Origin of the sequence: Steroidobacter sp., assembly GCF_036406195.1 — a bacterium.
Lineage (GTDB): Bacteria > Pseudomonadota > Gammaproteobacteria > Steroidobacterales > Steroidobacteraceae > Steroidobacter.
The window spans coordinates 414,941-438,010 of sequence record NZ_DASWVW010000027.1; the positions used below are offsets into that span (position 1 = coordinate 414,941).

General features: G+C 62.7%; 17 protein-coding genes and 3 tRNA genes. 18 read left to right on the plus strand and 2 right to left on the minus strand.

Features of this window, described 5'->3' with window-relative positions:
• Window positions 1–49: 49 nt before the first annotated feature.
• The 18 genes from VGE08_RS13405 (at window position 50) to gltX (ending at window position 22,516) form a co-directional block, all read left to right on the plus strand.
• A complete protein-coding gene (locus tag VGE08_RS13405; protein ID WP_331068562.1) occupies window positions 50–1,162 on the plus strand; it encodes a glycosyltransferase family 4 protein in 1,113 nt (370 codons plus the stop codon).
• Window positions 1,159–2,001, plus strand: a complete 843-nt coding sequence (locus tag VGE08_RS13410; RefSeq protein ID WP_331068401.1) for a class I SAM-dependent methyltransferase — start codon at window positions 1,159–1,161, stop codon at window positions 1,999–2,001. Before VGE08_RS13405 ends, VGE08_RS13410 begins: the two co-directional genes overlap by 4 nt.
• Window positions 1,989–3,905 carry an asparagine synthase (glutamine-hydrolyzing) gene (gene asnB, locus VGE08_RS13415; protein ID WP_331068402.1) on the plus strand — a complete coding sequence of 639 codons (1,917 nt, stop codon included), beginning with the start codon at window positions 1,989–1,991 and terminating at the stop codon, window positions 3,903–3,905. Before VGE08_RS13410 ends, asnB (VGE08_RS13415) begins: the two co-directional genes overlap by 13 nt.
• Window positions 3,906–4,004: 99 nt before the next feature.
• On the plus strand, window positions 4,005–5,129 hold the full coding sequence (locus tag VGE08_RS13420) for a glycosyltransferase (protein ID WP_331068403.1): 1,125 nt from the start codon (window positions 4,005–4,007) through the stop codon (window positions 5,127–5,129).
• A complete protein-coding gene (asnB, locus tag VGE08_RS13425; RefSeq protein ID WP_331068404.1) occupies window positions 5,129–7,042 on the plus strand; it encodes an asparagine synthase (glutamine-hydrolyzing) in 1,914 nt (637 codons plus the stop codon). The genes VGE08_RS13420 and asnB (VGE08_RS13425) overlap by 1 nt, the downstream gene beginning before the upstream one ends.
• 183 nt (window positions 7,043–7,225) lie before the next feature.
• Window positions 7,226–8,233 (plus strand): glycosyltransferase, encoded by a 1,008-nt coding sequence (locus VGE08_RS13430; protein ID WP_331068405.1) that lies wholly within the window; start codon window positions 7,226–7,228, stop codon window positions 8,231–8,233.
• A gap of 20 nt (window positions 8,234–8,253) precedes the next feature.
• Window positions 8,254–9,477 (plus strand): glycosyltransferase family 4 protein, encoded by a 1,224-nt coding sequence (locus tag VGE08_RS13435; protein ID WP_331068406.1) that lies wholly within the window; start codon window positions 8,254–8,256, stop codon window positions 9,475–9,477.
• 11 nt (window positions 9,478–9,488) lie between these two features.
• On the plus strand, window positions 9,489–9,980 hold the full coding sequence (locus VGE08_RS13440; protein WP_331068407.1) for a hypothetical protein: 492 nt from the start codon (window positions 9,489–9,491) through the stop codon (window positions 9,978–9,980).
• An 80-nt stretch (window positions 9,981–10,060) separates the two neighbouring features.
• Entirely contained in the window at window positions 10,061–10,687 is a 627-nt protein-coding gene (locus VGE08_RS13445; RefSeq protein ID WP_349258683.1) for a sugar transferase, read from the plus strand.
• A complete protein-coding gene (locus tag VGE08_RS13450) occupies window positions 10,684–11,337 on the plus strand; it encodes an acetyltransferase (protein ID WP_331068409.1) in 654 nt (217 codons plus the stop codon). The genes VGE08_RS13445 and VGE08_RS13450 overlap by 4 nt, the downstream gene beginning before the upstream one ends.
• Window positions 11,334–12,512: a DegT/DnrJ/EryC1/StrS aminotransferase family protein gene (locus tag VGE08_RS13455; protein ID WP_331068410.1), complete on the plus strand. Its 1,179-nt coding sequence runs from the start codon at window positions 11,334–11,336 to the stop codon at window positions 12,510–12,512. The genes VGE08_RS13450 and VGE08_RS13455 overlap by 4 nt, the downstream gene beginning before the upstream one ends.
• Before the next feature lie 527 nt (window positions 12,513–13,039).
• Entirely contained in the window at window positions 13,040–15,037 is a 1,998-nt protein-coding gene (locus VGE08_RS13460) for a nucleoside-diphosphate sugar epimerase/dehydratase (RefSeq protein ID WP_331068411.1), read from the plus strand.
• Between the two features lie 774 nt (window positions 15,038–15,811).
• The gene (locus VGE08_RS13465; RefSeq protein WP_331068412.1) at window positions 15,812–17,146 is read left to right on the plus strand and encodes a UDP-glucose/GDP-mannose dehydrogenase family protein; all 1,335 of its coding nucleotides are present in this window, start codon (window positions 15,812–15,814) and stop codon (window positions 17,144–17,146) included.
• Window positions 17,140–18,579 carry a mannose-1-phosphate guanylyltransferase/mannose-6-phosphate isomerase gene (locus VGE08_RS13470; RefSeq protein ID WP_331068413.1) on the plus strand — a complete coding sequence of 480 codons (1,440 nt, stop codon included), beginning with the start codon at window positions 17,140–17,142 and terminating at the stop codon, window positions 18,577–18,579. The genes VGE08_RS13465 and VGE08_RS13470 overlap by 7 nt, the downstream gene beginning before the upstream one ends.
• A gap of 75 nt (window positions 18,580–18,654) precedes the next feature.
• Complete coding sequence (locus VGE08_RS13475) at window positions 18,655–20,043, plus strand: phosphomannomutase CpsG (protein ID WP_331068414.1); 1,389 nt, start codon at window positions 18,655–18,657, stop codon at window positions 20,041–20,043.
• A 398-nt stretch (window positions 20,044–20,441) separates the two neighbouring features.
• Window positions 20,442–20,888 carry a response regulator gene (locus tag VGE08_RS13480; RefSeq protein ID WP_331068415.1) on the plus strand — a complete coding sequence of 149 codons (447 nt, stop codon included), beginning with the start codon at window positions 20,442–20,444 and terminating at the stop codon, window positions 20,886–20,888.
• Window positions 20,889–20,960: 72 nt separating this feature from the next.
• Window positions 20,961–21,035, plus strand: a tRNA-Val gene (locus VGE08_RS13485).
• A gap of 74 nt (window positions 21,036–21,109) precedes the next feature.
• A complete protein-coding gene (gltX, locus tag VGE08_RS13490; protein ID WP_331068416.1) occupies window positions 21,110–22,516 on the plus strand; it encodes a glutamate--tRNA ligase in 1,407 nt (468 codons plus the stop codon).
• An 82-nt stretch (window positions 22,517–22,598) separates the two neighbouring features.
• Here gltX and VGE08_RS13495 read toward each other — a convergent pair.
• A tRNA-Glu gene (locus VGE08_RS13495) sits at window positions 22,599–22,674 on the minus strand.
• 19 nt (window positions 22,675–22,693) lie between these two features.
• A tRNA-Ala gene (locus VGE08_RS13500) sits at window positions 22,694–22,769 on the minus strand.
• Window positions 22,770–23,070 lie beyond the last annotated feature (301 nt).

Genomic DNA, 23,070 nt, shown 5'->3' on the forward strand with positions numbered 1-23,070 from the left:
CATGGCGTCCTCGCGCTGTTTACAAGGCGAACGAGTCAGGCTGCTCTTGGTGATCGGCAGCCTGTCGGGCGGCGGCGCCGAACGACAGATGTCGAACATCGCGAACTACTGGGCCAGCAAAGGCTTCGACGTTACGCTGGCAACCTGGACCGGTCCGCAGGTCAGCGACTTCTACGAACTGGACCCCGCGGTCCGGCGAGTGCACTTGGACGTTGAGAGCAGGCCCGGCGAATGGTTTGCCATTACGCGCACGAGCCTGCGGCGCGTCCTGAAGCTCAGAAGATTGCTGCATTCGGCCCGTCCCAATGCGGTACTGAGCTTCGTCACCGAAAGCAACGTGCTGACGGTACTTGCGCACACCGGACTGAAGTCCCGCCTCGTCGTATCGGAGCGCATTCACCCTGGTATGCACTCGGCGTTGCCTTGGACCTGGAAGCTATTGCGCAAGCTCGTATATCGGTGGTCCGACGCCGTCATTGCGCAGACACGTGAAGCCGCTCGATGGATCGATCTAAACTGCGGCGCGACGGCGCTCGTCATTCCGAATGCGCTGCGTCCCCTACCTGATGCGCACGAGCAGCGGCAGCCGTTGATACTGGCCGTCGGCCGTCTTGTGCGCCAGAAGGGATTCGACTTGCTGCTGCAGGCTTTCTCACGCATCGCCGCCGACTTCGCAGATTGGAACGTGACTATCATCGGCGATGGTGTCGAGCAGTCACGACTGATGAGCCTGAGCAGGCAATTGCAACTCGGCGAGCGCGTCACGTTCGTCGGCCAAGTGCGCAACGTGGAAGACTGGATGGCCCGCGCGGGCATAGTGGTGCAGCCGTCACGTTTCGAGGGCTTCCCCAACGTCGTGCTGGAAAGCATGGGAATGGGGGCTGCTGTCGTCAGCTCCGACTGTGCCTCGGGTCCAGCGGACCTGATCGAGGACGGCGTCAACGGGCGCTTGGTGCCGGTGGAGGACATCGATGCGCTGAGCAGGGCGATCACCGAACTGATATCGCAGCCCGCGCTGCGCGAGCGCCTCGGCCGCGAGGCGCTCAGAGTGAGACAGCGTTTTCATCAGGACCTGATCATGGCGCAGTGGGAGGACTGTCTGCTCGCAGACCATCGCACAGTCGACGCCGACGTCGGAACCGGGAGAGTGAACTTCGAATGAGTGCGACTCACGAGATCGCCAGCAAGCAGCGTTTCGAATTCGGCGACAATTGGGCGCGTTTTCTTGCTACGGTGGACGACCGCGCGATCGCCGAGGCCGAGGTCTCGCTGCAGCACATGCTGGGCGTGACGAGGCTCGATGGGCTGCGGTTTCTGGACATCGGCAGCGGCTCCGGCCTGTTCAGTCTCGCAGCGCGTCGGCTCGGCGCCACGGTGCACTCCTTCGACTACGATCCACAGTCGGTGGCTTGTACACAGGAGCTGAAGCGTCGTTATCGCCAGGCAGACGAGCAGTGGCGCATCGAAAGCGGCTCGGTGCTGGACCGGAACTATCTCAGCACGCTGGGCCGGTTCGATATCGTCTACAGCTGGGGAGTGCTGCATCACACTGGAGCGATGTGGCTCGCGCTGGAGCATGCGATCGGCTTGGTGGAGCCCGCGAAAGGAAAGCTGTTTATCGCGCTTTACAACGATCAGGGCTGGAAGTCGCACGTGTGGTGGCTCATCAAACGCCTCTACAACATGCTGCCTCGGGTACTGCGAGCGCCGTTCGTCGCTACGATGATGCTGATCACCCACATCGTCGTGCTCATCAAGTACACGCTGAAGCTGCAGCCGATGACCGCGATCAACGCCATTCGCCGGGTCAGGCGCGAGCGAGGTATGACCTCGAAGTACGATCAGATCGATTGGGTGGGCGGCTTTCCCTACGAGTTCGTCGGCTTCGACACGATGACGCGCTACCTTGAAGCCCGCGGATTCACGTTGATCAACTCCCGGCGCAACACGAGCCTCGGGTGCAATGAGTGGGCCGCCGAGCGGGTCGCATGTGCGGAATAGTCGGGATCCTGCGGCCGGCCGGCTCGGCCGTCGTGCTCGATGAGGCTACCATCGCAGCGCTGACCGAGGGGCTCGTCCATCGTGGTCCCGACGATGCCGGAGTCTGGGTCGATGCGGATGCGGGCATGGCGCTAGGCCATCGCCGGCTGGCGGTGCTCGAGCTGTCGCCGGCCGGGCGGCAGCCGATGACCTCGGCGTCGGGCCGCTTCGTCCTCATCTTCAACGGCGAAATCTATAACCATTCGGAGATTCGCGCCGAGCTCGCTGAACGTGGATCGGCGCCCGCCTGGCGCGGGCATTCCGACACGGAAACGCTGTTGGCCGGCATCGAATGCTGGGGGATCGAAGCCACTCTGGCGAAAGCGGCAGGCATGTTCGCCTTTGCATTGTGGGACCGGCAGTCACGCACGCTGACCCTGTCACGTGACCGGCTCGGCGAAAAACCGCTCTACTATGGCTGGCAGGGCAATGCGTTCCTGTTCGGCTCGGAGCTCAAGGCGCTGCGACGGTATCCGGCTTTCAGGGCCGAGGTCGATCGCGATGTGCTGGCGATGTATATGCGTCGCGGCTACATCGTCGCGCCGCGCTCGATCTACGCGGGAATTTACAAGCTGCTGCCGGGGACATGCCTGACGCTCCGCGCGGCGGATGCGCCTGGCACCCTGCCGCAGCCGCAGTCGTATTGGTCACTGCACCGGGTCGTGGAAAGCGGCCTGAGCGATCCATTTTCAGGAACCGACGAGGAGGCGATCGACCGTCTCGATAGCGAGCTGCGCAAGGCAGTGGCGCTGCAAAGGGTCGCCGATGTGCCCCTGGGGGCGTTTCTCTCGGGCGGCATCGATTCGAGCACCGTAGTAGCGCTGATGCAGGCTCAGTCCTCACGTGCGGTGCGGACCTTCACGATTGGTTTTCACGAATCGCACTACCAGGAAGCGGGGCACGCGAAAATGGTGGCGCAGCACCTGCAAACGGATCATACGGAGCTGTATGTCAGCCCCCGGGAAACAATGGATGTCATTCCCAGATTGCCGGAGCTGTACGATGAGCCTTTCGGGGACAGCTCCGCGATTCCGACGTTTCTGGTCTCGCAGCTGGCGCGCCGGCACGTCACCGTGGCGCTCTCGGGTGACGGAGGCGACGAGTTGTTCGGCGGATATACGCGCTACCGGCGTACCGAAAATATCTGGCGCAAAGTTTGCCGCATTCCCCATTTCGCGAGGAAAGCGCTCGCGCCCGGAGCGAAAATGTTGTCCCTCTGCGGGCGGCACTCCGATTTTGGCTGGAAAGCGAATCGCGCCGCGCTGTACCTCTCGGCTGCCAGCGCCGTCGATTGCTATCAGGAGCAGGTCCTGCAGCGCCGCCCGCACGATTTCGTCCTCGGTAGCAGCGCGGAGCTGCCGGACGATCGTACCTTGGTGCCTTCGGTTCCGGCACGAGCTGGTTTGTACGACACCATGATGTATGCGGACGCCGTGACCTACCTGCCGGACGATATTCTGGCCAAGGTCGATCGCGCGTCGATGGCAGTGAGCTTGGAGTCTCGCGTGCCCATGCTGGATCATCGCGTCGTAGAGCTCGCGTGGCGTCTGCCGCTGCACATGAAAGTCCGCAATGGGGAGTCGAAGTGGCTGCTGAAGCAGGTTCTGGCGAAGTACGTTCCGCCGGCGCTGACCGAGCGTCCGAAGATGGGATTCGGCATTCCCGTCGGCGAGTGGATTCGCGGTCCGTTGCGCGAATGGGCTGAAGATCTATTGTCCGAACAGCGGCTGCAGAGCGGTGGTTTCCTGAACCCGCGCCTGGTGCGTCGGCAGTGGTCACGACATCTCGACGGCGCCGCCACGGAAGCAGACAGTCTCTGGCAGGTCCTCATGTTTCAGGCCTGGCTCGGTCGTGCGCAGTCGTGACCGCTCGGGCGCGACAGGCAGGGCGCTCATGATGCCGACATCATCCTTCGCTTCGAAGTCGAAAGCGCGGCATACACGCGCTCGCGAAATCCCCCGCTGATGTCTCCGGCGATCACTTTATTTCTTCCGTCGGTCGAGGGGGGCGGGGCAGAGCGCGTCTTCGTGCAACTGGCCAACGAATTCGCCAAGCTCGGTTGTCGCGTGGAATTCGTGCTTGCCCGCGCGCGTGGGCCCTATCTCGAGGAGATCTCGGAGCAGGTCCGAATCGTCGACCTGCGTGCATCGGGCGTGCTGAATTGCTTGCCCGCCCTCGTGAGGTACCTGCGTTCGCGGCGCCCGGCGGCGATTCTCTCCGGGCTCGAACATGCGAATGTCATTGCCGTGCTGGCGCGCTCGCTGGCTGGGCGCAGTACGCGTTGCGTCGTCTCGACGCGAGCGGTTCCCACAGCCATATATCGCGCGAACAGGAGTCGGCGGCGCTGGATGACGCTGCAAATGAGCAGACTGACATATCGCCTTGCCGATCAGGTCATTGCGAATTCGCAGGCAGTCGCTGCGGATCTTGCCGGCTCGCTGGGCGTCTCGAACGGCAAACTGACGGTCATCTACAATCCGCTCGACATGGAATATATCGACAGGAATAGCCGGATGGCGGCGGATCACCCGTGGCTGACGCCCGGATCCGCGCCGGTCGTCTTGAGCGTGGGCAGCCTCACCGTGCTCAAGGATTTCCAGACTCTGATCCGAGCCTTCGCCATCGTGCGGTCGGCGCGCGAGTGTCGTCTGATCATTCTGGGTGAGGGCCCGGAGCGAGCGAAGCTCGAGTCCATGGTCGAGCAGCTGAACCTGCGCAACGATGTCTGTCTGCCGGGATTCGTCGGCAATCCGTTTGCTTGGATGCGGTGCGCCGGCGTATTCGTGAGCTCGTCGCTGACGGAAGGGTGCCCGAATGCGCTCATGCAGGCGCTCGCCTGCGGTACCGCGGTCGTCAGTACCGATTGCAACGGCGGCTCCGCCGAGATTCTTCAGGCAGGAAAGTGGGGTCATCTCGTGCCAGTCGGCGACGCCGAAGCGATGGCCGCGGCGATTACCGCGGCGCTCGACTCTCCGCGCCCGAACGGGCGGCAAAGAGCGAACGACTTCGCGCTGCATGAAATCGCTCAGCAATATCTGCACGCGCTCCTGCCGTCACACTTGCCGGCCCTCACCCGAGGGCCTGCGTGATGTGTGGGATCATGGGTGTCGTCAGCCGTTCGTCGCAGCCGGACACCGGCATCGGGGCGCGCATACGTGAAGCCGCGCGCGTCCTGCGTCATCGCGGGCCGGACGATGAGGGGTTCTATCAGGATGTGAATGTCTGGCTCGCGCACACTCGCCTGAGCATTCTCGATCTATCGAGCGCCGGTCACCAGCCGATGCAGTCGGCCTGCGGCCGCTTTGTGATCAGTTACAACGGCGAGGTGTACAACTTCCGGGAGCTCGCGAGCAAGCACGGTCTGGATCATCTGCGGTCGGGCTCCGACACTGAAGTCGTGCTGGAGCTGTTCGTGCGATTCGGCGTCGCCTCGTTGCAGCAGCTCAACGGAATGTTCGCGTTCTGCGTGTACGACAGGGTCGCCCGCAAGATGTGGCTGGTGCGCGACCGCTTGGGGATCAAGCCGCTGTACTACCGGCTCGATGCGTCCGGCCTGGCCTTTGCATCCGAGATCAAGGGAATTCATGCGCTGGTGACGCAGCCTCCGACGTGCGACGTGGCTTCGCTGGGCGAGTGGCTGTACTACGGCAATTCGCTGGGTGAGAACACTCTCTATGACGGCGTCAGGCAATTGCTGCCCGGCTGCTGCCTGGAGATCGACACGATTTCATTCGAGCATGCGGTTCGCGAGTACTGGTCGCTGCGGCAGCATGTCGATGTCGAGCAGGCAGCCGCTGCAGATACCCACGAACGTGCGGTAGAGCAGACCCGACGTCTGCTCGAGCAGGCTGTGCAGCGTCAGATAGTCAGCGATGTGCCCGTTGGCGTTTTCCTCTCGGGCGGCGTCGATTCGAGCGCCATCGCTGCGTTTGCTTCACGTCATTACCAGGGACGCCTTGCGACCTATTCGGTAGGGTTCGATTTCGCAAAAGACGGCGGCGAGCTGCCCAAGGCGAAGCGCGTCGCGAGCCTTTACGGCACGGAACATCACGAGATTCACATCGCGGGCGAGCACGTCAGCGATCTGGTCGAAAAGATGGTCGCACACTACGACTCGCCGTTTGCGGACGCCGCGAATATTCCTCTGTATCTGATGGCGGCCAGGATCAGCGCACAGACGAAGGTCGTACTGCAGGGCGACGGCGGCGACGAGCTGTTCGGCGGCTATCGTCGCTACGTCACGTTGAAGTACCACCGCCTGCTGCATCCACTGTCGCGAATCCTGCTGCACGTCAATGCACTCACGCCGCAGTCTGCCATGCATTACAGGATTCAGCGGTACCTGCGGGCGTTTGCCGCCCCGGATCTGGCGACGACGATGGCCTTGCTGGTGACCGCCGAGGACCGTGACGACAGTCCGTCGAGCATATTCTCGCCGGGCGTCTCCCAGACGATGGATCGAACCGACCCACTGGCCCGAATCCGTCGGCTGCACGCGCTGTTCGAAAGCCACGATATCGGCAACCGGATGTCTCTGGTCGACCTGCTGGTCGTCCTGCCGGACATCTATCTGCAGAAGGTCGATCGCGCGACGATGGCTGCGAGCCTGGAAGTGCGCGTGCCATTTCTCGATCATGACCTCGTCGACTACGTCGTGCGCCTGCCGGGCAGCAGCAAGATGCCCTTGGGGCGCAAGAAATGGCTGCTGAAATCGGCGCTCAAGGGCATCGTGCCTGATGAGATCCTGTTCGGCCCGAAGACCGGGTTCAGCGTTCCTTACGGCAAGTGGCTGCAGACCTCGCTCAAGCCGCTGTTCTTCGACCATCTGGCGCAGTTCGTGCGCAGGCGGCCCGATATGCTTGACGTCGCGCGCATCAACGATCTGTTCTCGCGCACGACGTCAGGGCGACAGAATCACTCGTCCATTCTCTGGAAGCTGCTGAACTTCCTGATCTGGTCGAACAACACCAATGTCAGTTTCACCGGACAAAGCGTCAACTAGATGTCCTCCACCGCGATCAGTGCATTCCCCGAGCTCGGGTATCCCCTCGATCGGCAGCCGCTGGCAGGGTCCGGCGATGCCATCCATCGCGCACCAGGCGCGACGGTGGGGGCGGTGGGGAAGAGCGGTAACGGCATCGAAGTTCGCTGCCGGCGGCCCCTGTAATCCTGGCATCGGCGGGCCATGCGAGTACTGTGGACTCACAACTTCGATCCCAGCGTGCCGAACAGCGGCGTCTTCATGCACAAGGCGGCCGAGGCTATCCGCGCGCGCGGTGTCGATCTGCAGCTCGAGTATCTCGGTAATCTCCGCTCGGTGCGGCAACTGCTTCGCGCGCGCAAGCACGTCAGGCGCCTGGCACCCGGATTCGACCTCGTGCATGCGCAGTTCGGGTCGGCGTGCGCGCTCGTCACGTCCGCGGCCGATAGCGTTCCCAAGGTCGTAACGATTCGCGGCAGCGACTGGAACGTTCACCGAGCGTCGCGCGGATTCTTCTATTTCCATACGCGCCTCGCATCGGCGTTTACGCGGCTATCGATAAATTCGTACGATGTGGTGTTGACTGTCTCGCGTCGCGTCGCCGCCGAACTGCAGCGCTTTGCGCCCAGGGCGCACGTTGATGTGAGTCCCTCGCCGGTCGATCTGTCGCGGTTCGTGCCGCGCGACAAGCGTGAAGCACGCGCGTTGCTCGGGTACCCGGGTTGCGAAGAGAAATGGGTGCTGTTCAACTCGCTGCGGCTCCACAATCCCATCAAGCGCTTCGCGCTGGCGCAGCAGGCGTTCGACCTTGCGCAGGCGCGCTGTGGCAATCTGCGTCTGCGCATCGCTTCGGATCTTCCGCACGAGCAGATGCCGTTGTTCGTGGCGGCCTGCGATCTGATCCTGTGCACTTCGGATAACGAGGGATGGCCGAACTCGATCAAGGAGGCGCTGGCCTGCAACGTACCGTTCGTCGCGACCGACGTGAGCGACCTGCGCGATATTGCCAGCGTCGAGCCCAGTTGCCGCGTCTGTCCGCCGGATGCGGAAGTGATCGCTGCGAACATATGCGACGTCCTGTCCGCGCCGGCCCCGCAGCGGTTGCGCCGGCACGTCGAGGCGATGAGCGGCGACGCGATCAGTGATCAGTTGATTGCGATCTATGAAGCGGCGCTAGAGCGAACCCGCGCGGTTCGAGGCCGAGTGAGTTGAGACTGTAAAAAGAGGGCACTGTGCGCATCGTCTACCTGCACCAGTATTTTCTGACCCCGCAGATGTCCGGGACCGTGCGCTCGTATCAGATGGCGCGACGACTCGTCGAGAAGGGCCACGAAGTCCACATGGTCACGACGGATCAGGAGGCCGCGGAGGGCGCGCCGCCGTGGCGCGAGTCGATCGAGGACGGGATCAAGGTTCACTGGGCAGCCGTGCCCTATGACAACACGATGAGCTATCCGGCGCGCCTGAGATCGTTTTTCACTTTCGCCTGGCGCGCCGCGCGCAAGGCGGCACAGCTGCAGGGCGATGTGATCTTTGCGACCAGCACGCCGCTGACGATCGCGCTGCCCGCGGTGTATGCTTCTTGGCGCTGCCGGCGTCCGATGGTGTTCGAAGTGAGGGATCTGTGGCCGGCGGTTCCAATCGCGATAGGCGCGATCAGCAATCCTGTGCTCAAAGCGGCGGCGCGCTGGCTCGAGCGATTCGCTTACCGCAATTCCGAGCACGTGGTCGCTCTGGCGCCGGGCATGCGCGATGAGATCGTTGCGACCGGCTATCCGCAGGGCCAGGTTTCGGTCATTCCCAACGGCTGCGATTTCGACCTGTTCTGCGATGAGTCGACCGGGCGCGAACTGCGTGAGCGGCATGCCTGGCTGGGCGAGCGGCCGCTGCTCGTCTATACGGGTACGTTCACGCTGCTGACGGGCACGACGTATCTCGCGAAGCTGGCGGCGGCGATCGCAAAGATCGATCCGGAGCTGCGAATCGTCGGCGTTGGGGCGGGCCGCGACTTCGAGGCTTCGCAGGCGCTGGCGACGCAACTCGGCGTGCTGGACAAGAACCTGTTCCTGCTCGGCAAGCGGCCGAAGCGGGAAGCTGCAGCCTGGGTGCAGGCCGCGGACGCCACGCTGGCGTTGTTTACCGGTCCGCGCATCGTCTGGCGCGATGCCGTACAGAACAAGTTCTTCGATTCCCTCGCCGCCGGCAAGCCGATCATCAATAATTTCCCCGGCTGGCAGGCGCAGGTTGCGAGCGAGGCGGGAGCGGGGATGATCATCAGCGATACCGATATCGATGCCGCGGCACGCGACGTCGTGCGCGCGCTGCGAGATCGCGTATGGCTGGAATCCGCGGGCCGGGCCGCCAGCGAGCTCGCCCGGAGCCGTTTCGATCGAGACCAGCTAGGCGCCGATCTCGCGCGCATCCTCGAGCGCGTGCACGCGACCGCCAGTCGTTGATCGCAACGACGATGCAGACCATCGCAGTCACGGGAGCGAACGGGTTCGTCGGTCGGGTCCTGGTCGGCTCGGGTCTGCCGCTGCCGTTCGGCAGCGTGGAGAACTCGCGCAGCCTGATCAGTGTCTGGAATCTCGCCGATGTGATTTTCGCGGCGATTACCCGTCCGGGCCCGACCACTCAGACGCTGCTGACCGCCGATGACGTGGCGCCTTCGACGACGGAGCTGATTCGCGCCATCGCGGATGCAATGCAAGCGAATCCGGCGCGGACCGGATATGCGTCGCCAGCGTTCGTTCGCCACAGGTGTATGCACTTGGAGTGCGTGCGAATCCGGCGCAACGGAGCTCGCGTGCGTCCTGATGTTTGGTCCATCATGGATGGCATCGATGGTCTCGCCGCCTCGGATGCGATATTCGTGGCTGTCGCCGGGGCATTGCTGCAAGCCGTCGTGGCCGGAGGCGGGCCGGTGATACCAGCCGATCGGGGGGCGGTGCATGCATGAATCCCGACATGCTTGCGCTGAGCCGGCACGCATGAACGTCACGGTAGCCACCAGGTCCGCGGTCGCAGTGGGTAAGTCGAATGGCGCTTGAACGCATTGGGCGATCGCTTCGCTTGAAACGGAGCTTCGACATCTTTGTGGCGGCACTCGCTCTGGTGCTGCTCAGTCCCGTTCTGCTTGCGGTCGGCATCGCTGTTCGGCTGGCGCTCGGACCGCCAGTGCTGTTCCGGCAGACGCGGCCGGGGCTGGATGGAAAACCGTTTATCGTGAGGAAATTTCGCACGATGCGCGAGGCCAGCGATGAACACGGGGTGCCCCTGCCGGATGAGCTGCGGCTCGGCAGGCTTGGCCGCTTTCTGCGTGCAACCAGCCTCGATGAATTGCCGGAGCTGTGGAATGTTCTGGTAGGCGACATGAGTCTGGTGGGTCCGAGACCGTTATTGATGGAGTACCTTGCGTTGTATTCGGCAGAGCAGATGCGGCGTCACGAAGTGCGGCCCGGCATTACAGGATGGGCGCAGGTGAACGGTCGCAACGCCATCTCCTGGGAGCGCAAGTTCGAGCTCGACGTCTGGTACGTCGATCACCGCAGCTTCCTCCTCGACCTGCGTATCCTGGTAATGACGGTGGTCAGGGTAGTGCGCTCGGACGGGATCGTGCAGCCTGGGCACGTCAGTGCCGAGCGTTTTCGCGGTGGACTGCGATGAGGCTGCTCATCGCTGGCGCGGGCGGGCATGGCCGCGTCGTTGCCGATACCGCGCTGGCCACGGGGATGTACTCGTCGGTCGCCTTTCTCGATGATCGCGATTCAAACCCCACGACCGCCGAAGGTTGGCCGATCGTCGGACGCCTCGATGGTCTCGCCGACCATTCCCGTACGTTCGACGCCTTTGCCGCCGGTTTCGGCGACGCGCACCTACGGCTCGACCTGCTGGCGCGCGCCAGACAGATGGGTTTTCAGTGTGTTGCGATCGTTCATCCGCGTGCGAGCGTGAGTGCTTACAGTACGCTCGGCGAAGGATCGGTCGTCATTGCCGGTGCATGCGTCAATGTTGGCGCGCGCATCGGTGCCGGTTGCATCATCAATACCGGGGCTACAGTTGACCACGATTGCGTGCTCGCGGAAGGAGTCCACGTGTGCCCGGGAGCTCATCTGGCCGGCAACGTTCACGTAGGTGCGCGGAGCTGGTTCGGCATTGGCGCCGTCGCTCGGCAGGGAATCAGGATCGGTGCGGACGCAGTCGTCGGCGCAGGTGCAGTTGTGGTGAGGGACGTTCCCGATCACGCAGTCGTCATGGGCAATCCCGCCAGGGCGCGGGCGCAACGAAGCGGAGTTCTCCGAGGGGATCGCAATTGAGCGCAAGCAATGTGCTGCCGACGTGGCCGAGGTTCGATCCTGACGAGCGGCATGCCGTGGAGACCATACTGGCCTCGGGAAAGGTGAACTATTGGACGGGAGGGGCGGGGCGCGCTTTCGAGCAGGAATACGCGAGCACGCTCGGACTCAAGCATGCCATCGCGCTGATGAATGGTACCGTCGCACTGGAGCTGGCGCTGCGCATGTGGAACATCGGGCCGGGAGACGAAGTCGTCGTCACGCCGCGGTCGTTCGTGGCTTCGGCCAGCTGCGCCGTACTGCAGGGCGCGAAGCCCGTCTTCGCGGATGTCGATCGCGACAGCGGCAACCTGACTGCCGCGACTATCGAACGGGTCCTCACGCCGCGCACCCGCGCGATCATTCCGGTGCATCTCGGCGGCTGGCCCTGCGAAATGGACGATATCATGTCGCTGGCCAATGCGCGTGGCATCCGCGTGCTCGAGGATTGCGCGCAGGCGCATGGCGCGACCCACCGCGGGCGCGCAGTCGGATCTATCGGCCATGCAGCTGCTTTCTCGTTCTGCCAGGACAAGATCATCACGACCGGCGGAGAAGGCGGGCTACTGGCTACCAATGACGAGGAAATGTGGGCGCGTGCCTGGGCTTTCAAAGATCATGGCAAGAGCTTCGATGCTGTGTACAACCGGGAGCACCCTCCTGGATTCCGATGGGTGCACGAGTCATTTGGCACGAACTGGCGGATGACCGAAATACAGGCAGCGATCGGCAGACTCCAGCTGCGCAAACTGCCGCAGTGGAGCGCCCGGCGACGTGCCAATGCGCAAGTGCTGATGGATCTGCTGCGAGAGACTCCTGGCTTGCGCGTGCCCGAGGTTCCCGGGCACCTGCGACACGCGTACTACCGCTTCTACGCTTACATTGTCCCCGAGCGGCTGCGCAGCGGCTGGAGCAGGGACCGCATCGTCTCAGAAGTGGTGGCGCGGGGCGTTCCGTGCTTCTCTGGTTCGTGCTCGGAGATGTATCGCGAAAAAGCGTTCGTGGATGCGGGACTCGCTCCAGTCACGGGATTGCCAGTGGCGCATGAGCTGGGAACGACGAGCCTTGCGCTGCTTGTCCATCCGACACTGGACCAGGAGCATATGTCGCTGGTAGCAGACACTTTGCGTCGCGTTCTCGCTGAGGCTGTCTTGTAGCGACCGGCCGCGCCGCGTACACGAGCGCGGCGGATAGAACGACATTGCCTCTGCAAACGGAGATGTTGCATTCCTCTCGGATTCGCGGCGCCAACGCCTCGCGGCGCTGGTGTGGAACTGGCCGTCAGGCGAAACCCATGGCCGGTAGGGAGTGGGGCTGGTCGTCGAAACAAATGCTAGCGTATGGGGATGCCTCACTGTCGCTGGAGAGCACCCGCTGGCGCAGGGCGGTCTCGACGCGGCGCCGGACCTAAGGCGCGAGCTGAACAGGAACTCAAGTCGGCGTGTCTCCGAAAAGAGTCAGTGCAAATGCAATAGACTTCTGCGAGAATTTGAATCAGTTCAGCGCGTTCGAACTCATTTTCGAATAGACTATAACGCACCGTAAGCATACGGACACAAAACGGCCGCGGGACGCATGGCAGAGTGCATGGCAGCCGGCTGCGCTTCCTCGTTCTGGGGGTATACAACTATTCACACAGATGTAGAGAAGTGAGTTGCCAAGGAGCGAATTCGTGACGGGGACCATGCCAAAGTGGATTGAACGCTTCGCGAACAGTCTCGCGCATCTTCCCCGCTCGCAGAAACGACTTCTCATGCTCGGCGTCGACGCGGTCGGCATCCCGTTAGTGCTATGGGTCGCCCTGACGCTGCGATTCGGCAAGATCCGTTACGACATCACTGGTACGGAGTGGATGTATGTGGCTGCGTTGTTCACCAGCGTGCTGGTGTTCACGCGCATGGGCTTGTATCGGGCGGTCATTCGGTATCTGGGGCCGCGTGCCATACTTGCCGTATTTACAGGAGTGACGACCTCTGTCGCCCTGTTGACCGTAGTGGCCTTCCTCTGGCCGAACCGAGCCATGCCGATGACGGCGTTGCCCATCTACTGGGCGTTCGCCCTGATTTACGTGGGCGGCAGCCGCTTTCTGGTGCGTGGCTTGCTGAATTTCCGCTGGTCCAACGGCACGCAGCGCGTGGTGATCTACGGCGCCGGCGGCGCCGGAGTGCAGCTGGCGACCGGCCTGGTGCGCAGCGGTCGCTACCATCCCATCGCCTTCATCGACGACAACACCTCGCTCCAGGGCAGCACCATCAACGGCCTCGAAGTGTTTTCGCCGCGCTCGCTGCCGGACCTGGTCCGCAACGAAGGCGTCGCGGCGGTGCTGCTGGCGCTGCCTTCGCAGTCTCGCCGTCGCCGCCAGGAGATCCTGAAGTCCATCGAGCCGCTGTCGCTGCTGGTACAGACCGTCCCGGATTACGGCGACATTCTCTCCGGCAATGCGCGCGTCGAGGACGTGCGTGACGTCGATGCAGGCGATCTTCTGGGTCGCGATCCGGTGCCGCCGAATGCACGGCTGCTGGGTGCCTGTATCGCCGGCAAAGTAGTCATGGTCACCGGCGCGGGCGGCTCGATCGGTTCGGAGCTGTGCCGACAGATCATTCGACTGCGACCCGCACAGCTGCTGCTATTCGAAATGTCCGAGCTCGCGCTCTACAACATCGAGCGAGAACTGAAAGCTCAGCTCGTCTCCGAGGGACTCTCGGTCGACCTGGTGGCACTGCTTGGCGACGCGCATCACAAGCATCGCGTCAAGGAAATTCTGCAGATCTACGGCGTGCAGACCATCTATCACGCGGCCGCGTACAAGCATGTGCCGATCGTCGAGCAGAACATCGTCGAAGGCATCTACAACAACACGTTCAGCACCTGGAACGCGGCCGAGGCGGCGTTGGAGGCGCGGGTTGAAACGTTCGTGCTGATCTCCACCGACAAGGCGGTCAATCCCACCAATGTCATGGGTGCGACCAAGCGGTTCGCTGAGATCGTGCTGCAAGGGCTGCAAACGCGCAGCACGTACACGCGCTTCTGCATGGTTCGCTTCGGCAATGTGCTCGAGTCTTCGGGCTCGGTGGTGCCGCTGTTCCGTGAGCAGATCCGTCGCGGCGGGCCGGTAACCGTGACTCACAAAGATGTCATTCGCTACTTCATGACCATTCCCGAAGCCGCGCAGCTGGTGTTGCAGGCCGGGTCGATGGGGAAGGGCGGCGACGTGTTCGTGCTCGACATGGGCAAGCCGGTGCGTATCGCGGATCTGGCCAAGCGCATGATCAGCCTCATGGGCCTGACGGTGCGCGACGAAGAAAATCCCGACGGCGACATCGAAATCGTCTACACCGGTCTGCGTCCCGCCGAGAAGCTGTTCGAAGAGCTGCTCATCGGGACCAACGTCACGGGCACGGAGCATCCGATGATCATGCGTGCCATGGAACATTCGCTGCCGTGGCACCAGGTGCAGCAGGTTCTGGACGACATGTCACTCGCGTTGACGCGCTTCGACTGCGACAAGGCTCGTCAGCTGTTGATGCAGACCGTGGCCGAGTACAAGCCCAGCGGCGACATTCAGGATCTGGTGTGGCTGCGCAAAGCGGCACTGGCGCATGCCGAGGTCAAGAACGTGACGGCATTGCAGACCCGCCGGCTGCGCGTGAGCACGCCTCCGCACGGCCCAACCAGCCATTAAACCATCGCCCGACAGGCAAAAAGCAGCCTGTATCTGGGCAAAAACCCGAATTAAACGAGGATTTGCGCACCCTCCCTGGACGCATCATGTGCGCCAGGGCAAGGGACTGCCCGCGAGTCCGGTGTTCTCTCCCCATCCCCACCGGACAATCCTCAGGGAAAATCCTCCCCAAGTACCTGAGTCCACCCCGCGGAGCACAGGAAGTGCTCCGCGGCTTTCTCGCCGCGGTTCAGCGCGTTCGACAATGGGTAGGAATGATGTCGCGCCGCGTGCCGCTGTGGGTGGCGGCTCGCGGCGGACCGAGGCAAATAGTACGTCTGCACGCCGTCTTGACCTTCCTGGTCCAGGGGCGTCGCGCGCACTTCAGCTGCTTCCTGTTCTCGTTGATCAACCACTTTCCCTGTGCGTGTGTCGTCTCGTGCCGTGGGAGCAGCGCGTAGGCGACTTCAGGAAGGATTGCGAGCCTGCTGATTCCGTAGCAGAGGCATGCCGGGCGTCCGACTCCATGTCAGTCTCCCAGCTGTCACGTGCATCCGTGCACGACTCGCGCTTCCTTGGACAGCCATCACCGTCCGTAGCGAAGCTGCTGTTCCTAATGGATAAAGCGACAAACGCAGCAATTCTCCCTCGCAAGCAGGCAGGTTTTTGCTGAAAAAATTTCAGGTTATGCAATATCGCCAGACTATGTAGGTGGTCGACGACTGCTTTACCCTACTTACGGGGTCCGCTAAGCTCGCGGGCCATTTTTCCTTTAAGTCCAGCGGGTTATCGCTCATGCGTCTGACCATTTTCGGCTCCGGTTACGTGGGCCTCGTAACCGGCGCCTGCCTGGCCGAGGTCGGTAACAGCGTGCTGTGCGTCGATGTGGATCAGCGCAAGGTCGAGATGCTCAGGCGCGGTGAGTCGCCGATCTACGAGCCGGGGTTGGACGAGCTGCTGCGCAAAAATCTTGCCGCCGGTCGCCTGAGTTTCACGACCGATGCCGTCGAAGGCGTCAAGCACGGCTTGTTCCAGTTCATCGCGGTGGGCACGCCGCCGGACGAGGACGGCTCGGCCGACTTGAAGTACGTGCTGGCTGTCGCGGAAAGCATTGGGCAGAACCTCAGCGAGTATCGCGTGGTGGTGACCAAGTCCACGGTGCCGGTGGGCACGGCCGACAAGGTCAAAGCCAAGATCAACGAAACCTTGCAGGCGCGCGGCGCGCAGGTCGAATTCGACGTGGTCTCCAACCCCGAATTCCTCAAGGAAGGCGCGGCGATCAACGATTTCATGAAGCCCGATCGCATCGTGGTGGGCACCGACAATCCCCGCACCGCCGAGCTGCTCAAGGCGCTCTACGATCCCTTCACGCGCAACCGCGAGCGCATGATCGTCATGGATGTGCGTTCCTCGGAGCTGACCAAGTACGCCGCCAACGCCATGCTCGCGACCAAGATCAGCTTCATGAACGAGCTCGCCAACCTGGCAGAGCGCATGGGCGCCGATATCGAAAAGGTGCGTCAGGGCATCGGTGCGGATCCGCGCATCGGCTATCACTTCATCTACCCGGGCATGGGCTATGGCGGCTCGTGCTTTCCCAAGGATGTGCAGGCGCTGGCGCGCAGCGCCGCCGCCCATCAATTCAATGCGGAGTTGTTGAGCGCCGTCGAAGCGGTCAACCAGCGGCAGAAGGCCGCGCTGTTCCAGAAGATGCGCACGTTCTTCAACGACGATCTGAGCGGCAAGACCATCGCGCTGTGGGGCCTGGCGTTCAAACCCAATACCGACGATATGCGTGAGGCTCCCAGCCGCACGTTGTTGGAAGCTTTGTGGGCCGCGGGCGCGAAGGTGCGCGCTTATGATCCGGCTGCGCACGAGGAGACGCGTCGTATCTATGGCGACCGCGCGGACTTGCAACTGGTGAAGTCGGCGGTTGAGGCATTGCAAGGCGCCGATGCGCTGGCCATCGCCACGGAGTGGCAGGAGTTCCGCAGTCCCGATTTCGACCTGATCGCCGCGCAGCTGAGCAGGAAAGTAATCTTCGATGGCCGTAATCTATACGACCCTGCTTTCGTCAAACGATTTGGATTGAAGTACTACGCCATCGGGCGAGGTGACAGCGTATGTTGATTCCCGTGATTCTTTCCGGCGGCTCGGGCACGCGCCTGTGGCCGCTATCGCGCGAGCTGTATCCAAAGCAGCTGCTGCCGCTCGTCGGCAAGGGGACGATGCTGCAGGAGACGCTGGCGCGGGTCGCCGGAGTCGAAGGCCTGGGCGCGCCGGTCGTGGTGTGCAACGAGAGTCACCGCTTTCTGGTCGCCGAGCAGATCCTGGAGGCGGGCATCAAGCCGCAGGCCATCGTGCTGGAGCCAGTCGGTCGCAACACCGCTCCGGCGGTGGCGGTTGCGGCAATGGTGGCCATTTCAGACGCTCCGAGCGGGGCCAAGACACCGCAGAGCGATCCGCTGTTGCTGATCCTCCCTGCCGATCATGTGATTCGCGATGTGAAGGCGTTCCGCGCGGCGCTGGAAATCGGCCGCAAAGCAGCCGCGGAAGGCAAGCTCGTCACGTTCGGAGTCGTGCCCAGCAAGCCGGAGACCGGCTATGGCTACATCAAGCGTGCGGAAGGTGCGGGACCGGCTTTTCCCATCGATCGCTTCGTGGAGAAGCCGGATCTGGCCACGGCCAAGGCCTACGTCGAGTCGAAGCAATATTTCTGGAACAGCGGCATGTTCCTGTTCCGTGCTTCGACAGTACTTGGTGAGCTGCGCGAGCTGGCGCCACAGATTTACGAGGCCTGCGCGCAAGCGGTCACCGGTTCGAAGCGCGACCTGGATTTCACCCGGCTGCCCGCCAAAGAGTTTGGTGCCTGCCCGAGCGACTCGTTCGACTATGCGGTGATGGAGAAGACCAAGCACGGCGTAGTCGTGCCGCTGGATGCCGGCTGGAGCGATGTGGGTTCCTGGTCGGCGCTGCACGAGGCGATTCCGTGCGACGAGGAGGGCAACGTGACGCTCGGCGACGTGCTCACCGCCGACTCTCATGGCAACTATCTCCACTCCACCAGCCGCCTGGTGGCGGCGGTGGGCCTGCAGGATCACGTGGTGGTCGAGACCAAGGACGCCGTGCTGGTCGCGCCGAAGAATCGCGTGCAGGACGTGAAGGAGCTGGTCAATCAACTGAAGAAGCAGGGCCGCTACGAAACTTCCTTGCATCGTGAAGTGTTTCGGCCCTGGGGCAGCTACGACAGCATCGATCACGGCCAGCGCTTCCAGGTCAAACGCCTGTCGGTGAAACCGGGTGCGTCGATGTCTCTGCAGCTGCACCATCATCGCGCCGAACACTGGATCGTGGTGTCGGGCACAGCGAGGATCACGCGCGACGACGAGGTCTTCCTGCTGGAAGAGAATCAGTCGACGTACATCCCGCTGGGCACCAAGCATCGGATCGAGAACCCGGGCAAGATCCCGCTGCACATCATCGAGGTGCAGTCCGGCGGCTACCTGGGCGAGGACGACATCGTGCGCTTCGAGGACCGGTACGGTCGGGAAGGCGAGAAGTGAGCCCCCACAATCATCGATGCGACCGCGCTGCGCCGCTGAGCCAAGAATCGAATTTCAGATAAAAGGAACGAGTGCATGTCCGCCAGCCCGTCTTCAGCCATTGTCGGTTTCAAGGCCTACGACTATCGGGGCCGGATTCCGAGCGAGCTCAATCCCGATGTCGCGTATCGCATCGGACGAGCCTACGCGGAGTTCCTGAAGCCCAAATCCGCGGGCGGGCGCGTGGTGGTCGGTCGTGACATTCGCAAGTCCAGCGAAGAGTTGTGTGCGGCTTTGACTCGCGGTCTGCTCGACTCAGGCCTGGATGTTTATGACATCGGTCTGTGCGGCACCGAGGTGGTGTACTTCGCCACCTTTAGTGAAGGCATGGACGGCGGCATCATGGTCACCGCCAGCCACAATCCGCCGGACTACAATGGCATGAAGTTCGTGCGCGAGCAGTCGCGCCCGATCAGCGGCGACACGGGGTTGAAGGACATCCAGCGCATCGCCGAAGCCAATGCCTATTCAGAGCCGTCGCGGAAGGGCACGCGCCACGAGCTCGATGTGAGCAAGAAGTACATCGAGCATCTGCTTTCGTATCTGGACAAGTCGAAGCTGAAGCCGCTGAAGATCGTGGTCAACGCCGGCAACGGCGGCGCCGGCCTGATCGTCGACCAGCTCGAGCCGCACCTGCCGTTCGAGTTCATCAAGATCAATCACCAGCCCGACGGCAGCTTCCCCAATGGCGTGCCCAATCCGATGCTGGAACAGAATCGCCTGGCGACCATCGAGGCGATCAAGCAGCACAAGGCCGATTGCGGCGTGGCCTGGGACGGCGACTATGACCGTTGTTTCCTGTTCGACGAGCAGGGCAGTTTCATCGAAGGTTATTACATCGTGGGCCTGCTGGCGTCGGTGTTCCTGAAGCAGGAGAAGGGCGCGCGCATCGTGCACGATCCGCGACTCACCTGGGCGACCACCGACATGGTCGAGTCGCTCGGCGGCAAGGCGGTGATGTCCAAGTCCGGCCATGCTTTCATGAAGGACGTGATGCGCCAGGCCGATGCGGTCTACGGCGGCGAGATGAGCGCGCATCATTACTTCCGCCGCTTTGGCTACTGCGACACCGGCCAGATTCCCTGGCTGCTGGTTGCGCAGATCATCTGCGAAAGCGGCAAGCCGCTGTCGCAACTGGTCGGCGAGCGCATCGCCAAGTTTCCTGCCAGCGGCGAGATCAATCGCAAGGTGAGCGACGCCAAAGCCACCATTGCCCGGGTGCAGGAGCGCTATCAGCCCGGTGCCAAATCGGTCGATTTCACCGACGGGCTTTCCATCGAATTCGACGACTGGCGCTTCAACCTGCGCTCGTCCAACACCGAGCCGTTGATCCGTTTGAACGTGGAAAGCCGCGGCAACGAGGCGCTGATGAAAGCTCGCACCGCGGAGCTGTTGCAGATGATCGGGGGAGAGGAGGCCCACTGATCCGGCCACCCAAGCAATCTGCAGCACATTCCTCCAGCCAGCCCGGGCCGCATGCGTTCCGGTATGCAGCCGCCCGTGCTTTGTGACTCACGCTAACCGTCAAGCGTCATAGCGGGGTTTACCGGCTTGCTGCCGGACCGGCATTACGAGACGATCGATGCCGACGCCTCGCCGGTGCATCGATCGCGTACTGGTCGTACGCACAGAATGTCGAACTCGATCGATGACTTGCCGGATTGGGCCGGGTCACCCGCACGAACTGAGCCGGCGGCAGGTGGGGCTTGTCGGAGCACGCGCGCGTGCGCGACGCGGCGGGCCGGGTGGGCAGGGTATGTACGGGCGGATGCGGCCATGGATCGAGAGGCGACGACTTACTTCAGCATTGCCAAGGGGCAGCAATGACCGAGCGTTACATCCTGCTGGTGGAGGACAACCCGGATGACGAAGAGCTGACCCTGCTCAGCCTGCGTAAGAACAACCTCGCCCACGAAGTCGTGGTGGTGCGCGACGGGGTGGAAGCCCTGGATTACCTGTTCGCCACCGGACAGTACGCCCACCGCGACGTGCTGAATGCACCCACCGTGATCCTGCTGGATCTGAAGCTCCCCAAGCTCGACGGCCTCGGCGTGCTCAAGCGCCTGCGCGCCGACGAGCGCACCCGCAACCTGCCGGTTGTGGTGTTGACCTCCTCCAGCCAGGATGCCGACGTGCTTGCCAGCTACAACCTGGGCGCCAACAGCTATGTCCGCAAGCCGGTCGAATTCGGCGCCTTTGTCGAGGCGATCAGCAGCCTGGGGCTGTATTGGGTGATGCTGAACCGGCCGCCGCCGGTGCACGTGACTTGATTGACCGAGACCCTCGTCCTCCCTAAACTACGCGCCCCTTCAAACCTCATGACGGTTCGTCGGGCCGGCATCGGGCGGTTAGCTCAGCGGTAGAGCACTGCTTTCACACGGCAGGGGTCACAGGTTCAATCCCTGTACCGCCCACCACTCACTACAAGATTCGGCTCCTGGCCGGCTTTGGGATGGCTCGAAGTCGGCACGATGAATCATGGTGATTCGCCATGGTGGTCCGAACCCGTTTTGCTCCCAGCCCTACCGGCATGCTGCATATCGGCGGCGTGCGAACGGCGCTGTTTTCATGGTTGTACGCTCGCCGCCATGGCGGCGTCTTCATCCTGCGTATCGAAGACACGGACCGGGAGCGCTCCACCGAGGCGGCGACGCAGGTCATCCTGGACGGCATGGAGTGGCTGGGGCTCACGGCCGACGAAGGCCCGTACTATCAGACCCGCCGGATGGATCGCTATCGCGAGGTCATCGGCCAGTTTCTCCAGAACGGTCACGCCTATCATTGCTATTGCTCAAAGGAAGAACTGGAGCAGATGCGTAACCGCCAGATCGAAGCGAAGCAGAAGCCGCGCTATGATGGCACCTGCCGCAATCGCACCGAGCCGCGGCCGGGCGTTTCGCCCGTGGTGCGCTTCAAGAATCCCGTAGAAGGCAGCGTGGTCGTCGAGGACGTCATTCACGGCAATGTCGTGTTCGACAACATGGAGCTCGATGACCTGATCATCGCTCGCTCGGATGGCACGCCTACCTATAACTTCTGCGTCGTCGTCGACGACAGCGACATGAAGTGCACGCATGTCATTCGTGGCGACGACCATCTCAACAACACTCCGCGCCAGATCAACATGCTCAAGGCGCTGGGCGCGACCGTGCCTCTGTATGCGCATGTGCCCATGATTCTCGGGCCGGACGGCGCGAAGCTATCGAAGCGTCACGGGGCAGTGAGCGTGCTGCAGTATCGCGAGGACGGCTTTCTACCCGAGGCGCTGCTGAACTATCTGGTGCGCCTGGGCTGGTCGCATGGCGATCAGGAAGTGTTCACGATGGAGGAGATGACGCAGCTGTTCGACATCAAGGATGTGAACAAATCGGCGTCGGCCTTCAATCCGGACAAGCTGCTTTGGCTGAACCAGCAGCACATCATGCGCGCCACGCCAGAGCGCATCGCTCAGTACTTGAAGCCTCATCTGGCCACGCTCGGCGTGAATGTTACTGATGATGCCAAGCTGGCTGCCGTCGCGAAGGCGCAGCAGGAGCGGGCGAAGACGCTGAAGGAAATGGCGCAGAACAGCCTGTTCTTCTTCCAGGACGTCACAGCGTACGACGAGAAGGCGGCGAAAAAGAATCTGACGGCCGAAGCCGCTGGACCGCTTGGCACGGTGCTGGCGAAGTTGTCTGCGCTGAGCGAGTGGACGGCACCGTCACTGCACGACGTAGTGAATCAGACTGCGACCGAGCTCGGCGTGGGCATGGGCAAAGTCGCGCAGCCGATTCGCGTCGCGGTGTCCGGTGGAACGGTGTCGCCGCCCATCGATGTCACGCTGGAGGTCCTGGGGCGCGAAGCGGTCCTGGCGAGACTGGAGCGGGCGTTGGCCTACGCGCGAGGCGGCGCTAGTTAAGATTGCGAGCCCGGATGCTCGTCGGGCGACGGCTGGCTGGCCGGTTGAGGCCAGCCGGGCGGCAGGCCCGGCGTCTTTGAAGTGGCGTCCCCACGGGGATTCGAACCCCGGTTACTACCGTGAAAGGGTAATGTCCTAGGCCTCTAGACGATGGGGACGCGGTAAGACGTCGGGGCTTGGTGGAGCTAGCCGGGATCGAACCGGCGACCTCTTGCATGCCATGCAAGCGCTCTCCCAGCTGAGCTATAGCCCCACGCGAGAGGCGCGCAATGTAGGGAAGTGGCACCGGCCTGTCAAGGAGAAGCCCGTAATTTCCTGTTTATCGGGCGGATGAGCCGCACATTCAAGAAGCCTCCGGATATCGTGAAGGAGAAACGCTTGCGCTACGAGGCGGCCACCGAATTACGACAATGTTGCCCATCTGGCGCTCGGTGTCAGCCGCCGTGTAACACGCAAGGGCAGTTCCTCCGCCAGATTTCGCCCAGCTCGGTTTTGGGGACCGTGCGTGTCGTGGCACGACATCCAGCCATTCTCCGGTGCGCTTGCATTGGTCT

What these genes read in the sequence shown, in the direction of transcription:
- VGE08_RS13440 (WP_331068407.1), top strand. Translation starts at nt 9,489, where the DNA reads ATGCAGACCATCGCAGTCACGGGAGCGAACGGGTTCGTCGGTCGGGTC.
- VGE08_RS13445 (WP_349258683.1), top strand. Translation starts at nt 10,061, where the DNA reads ATGGCGCTTGAACGCATTGGGCGATCGCTTCGCTTGAAACGGAGCTTC.
- asnB (WP_331068402.1), top strand. Translation starts at nt 1,989, where the DNA reads ATGTGCGGAATAGTCGGGATCCTGCGGCCGGCCGGCTCGGCCGTCGTG.
- VGE08_RS13410 (WP_331068401.1), top strand. Translation starts at nt 1,159, where the DNA reads ATGAGTGCGACTCACGAGATCGCCAGCAAGCAGCGTTTCGAATTCGGC.
- VGE08_RS13430 (WP_331068405.1), top strand. Translation starts at nt 7,226, where the DNA reads ATGCGAGTACTGTGGACTCACAACTTCGATCCCAGCGTGCCGAACAGC.
- VGE08_RS13470 (WP_331068413.1), top strand. Translation starts at nt 17,140, where the DNA reads ATGTTGATTCCCGTGATTCTTTCCGGCGGCTCGGGCACGCGCCTGTGG.
- VGE08_RS13420 (WP_331068403.1), top strand. Translation starts at nt 4,005, where the DNA reads ATGTCTCCGGCGATCACTTTATTTCTTCCGTCGGTCGAGGGGGGCGGG.
- asnB (WP_331068404.1), top strand. Translation starts at nt 5,129, where the DNA reads ATGTGTGGGATCATGGGTGTCGTCAGCCGTTCGTCGCAGCCGGACACC.
- VGE08_RS13475 (WP_331068414.1), top strand. Translation starts at nt 18,655, where the DNA reads ATGTCCGCCAGCCCGTCTTCAGCCATTGTCGGTTTCAAGGCCTACGAC.
- gltX (WP_331068416.1), top strand. Translation starts at nt 21,110, where the DNA reads ATGGTGGTCCGAACCCGTTTTGCTCCCAGCCCTACCGGCATGCTGCAT.
- VGE08_RS13480 (WP_331068415.1), top strand. Translation starts at nt 20,442, where the DNA reads ATGACCGAGCGTTACATCCTGCTGGTGGAGGACAACCCGGATGACGAA.
- VGE08_RS13460 (WP_331068411.1), top strand. Translation starts at nt 13,040, where the DNA reads ATGCCAAAGTGGATTGAACGCTTCGCGAACAGTCTCGCGCATCTTCCC.
- VGE08_RS13465 (WP_331068412.1), top strand. Translation starts at nt 15,812, where the DNA reads ATGCGTCTGACCATTTTCGGCTCCGGTTACGTGGGCCTCGTAACCGGC.
- VGE08_RS13450 (WP_331068409.1), top strand. Translation starts at nt 10,684, where the DNA reads ATGAGGCTGCTCATCGCTGGCGCGGGCGGGCATGGCCGCGTCGTTGCC.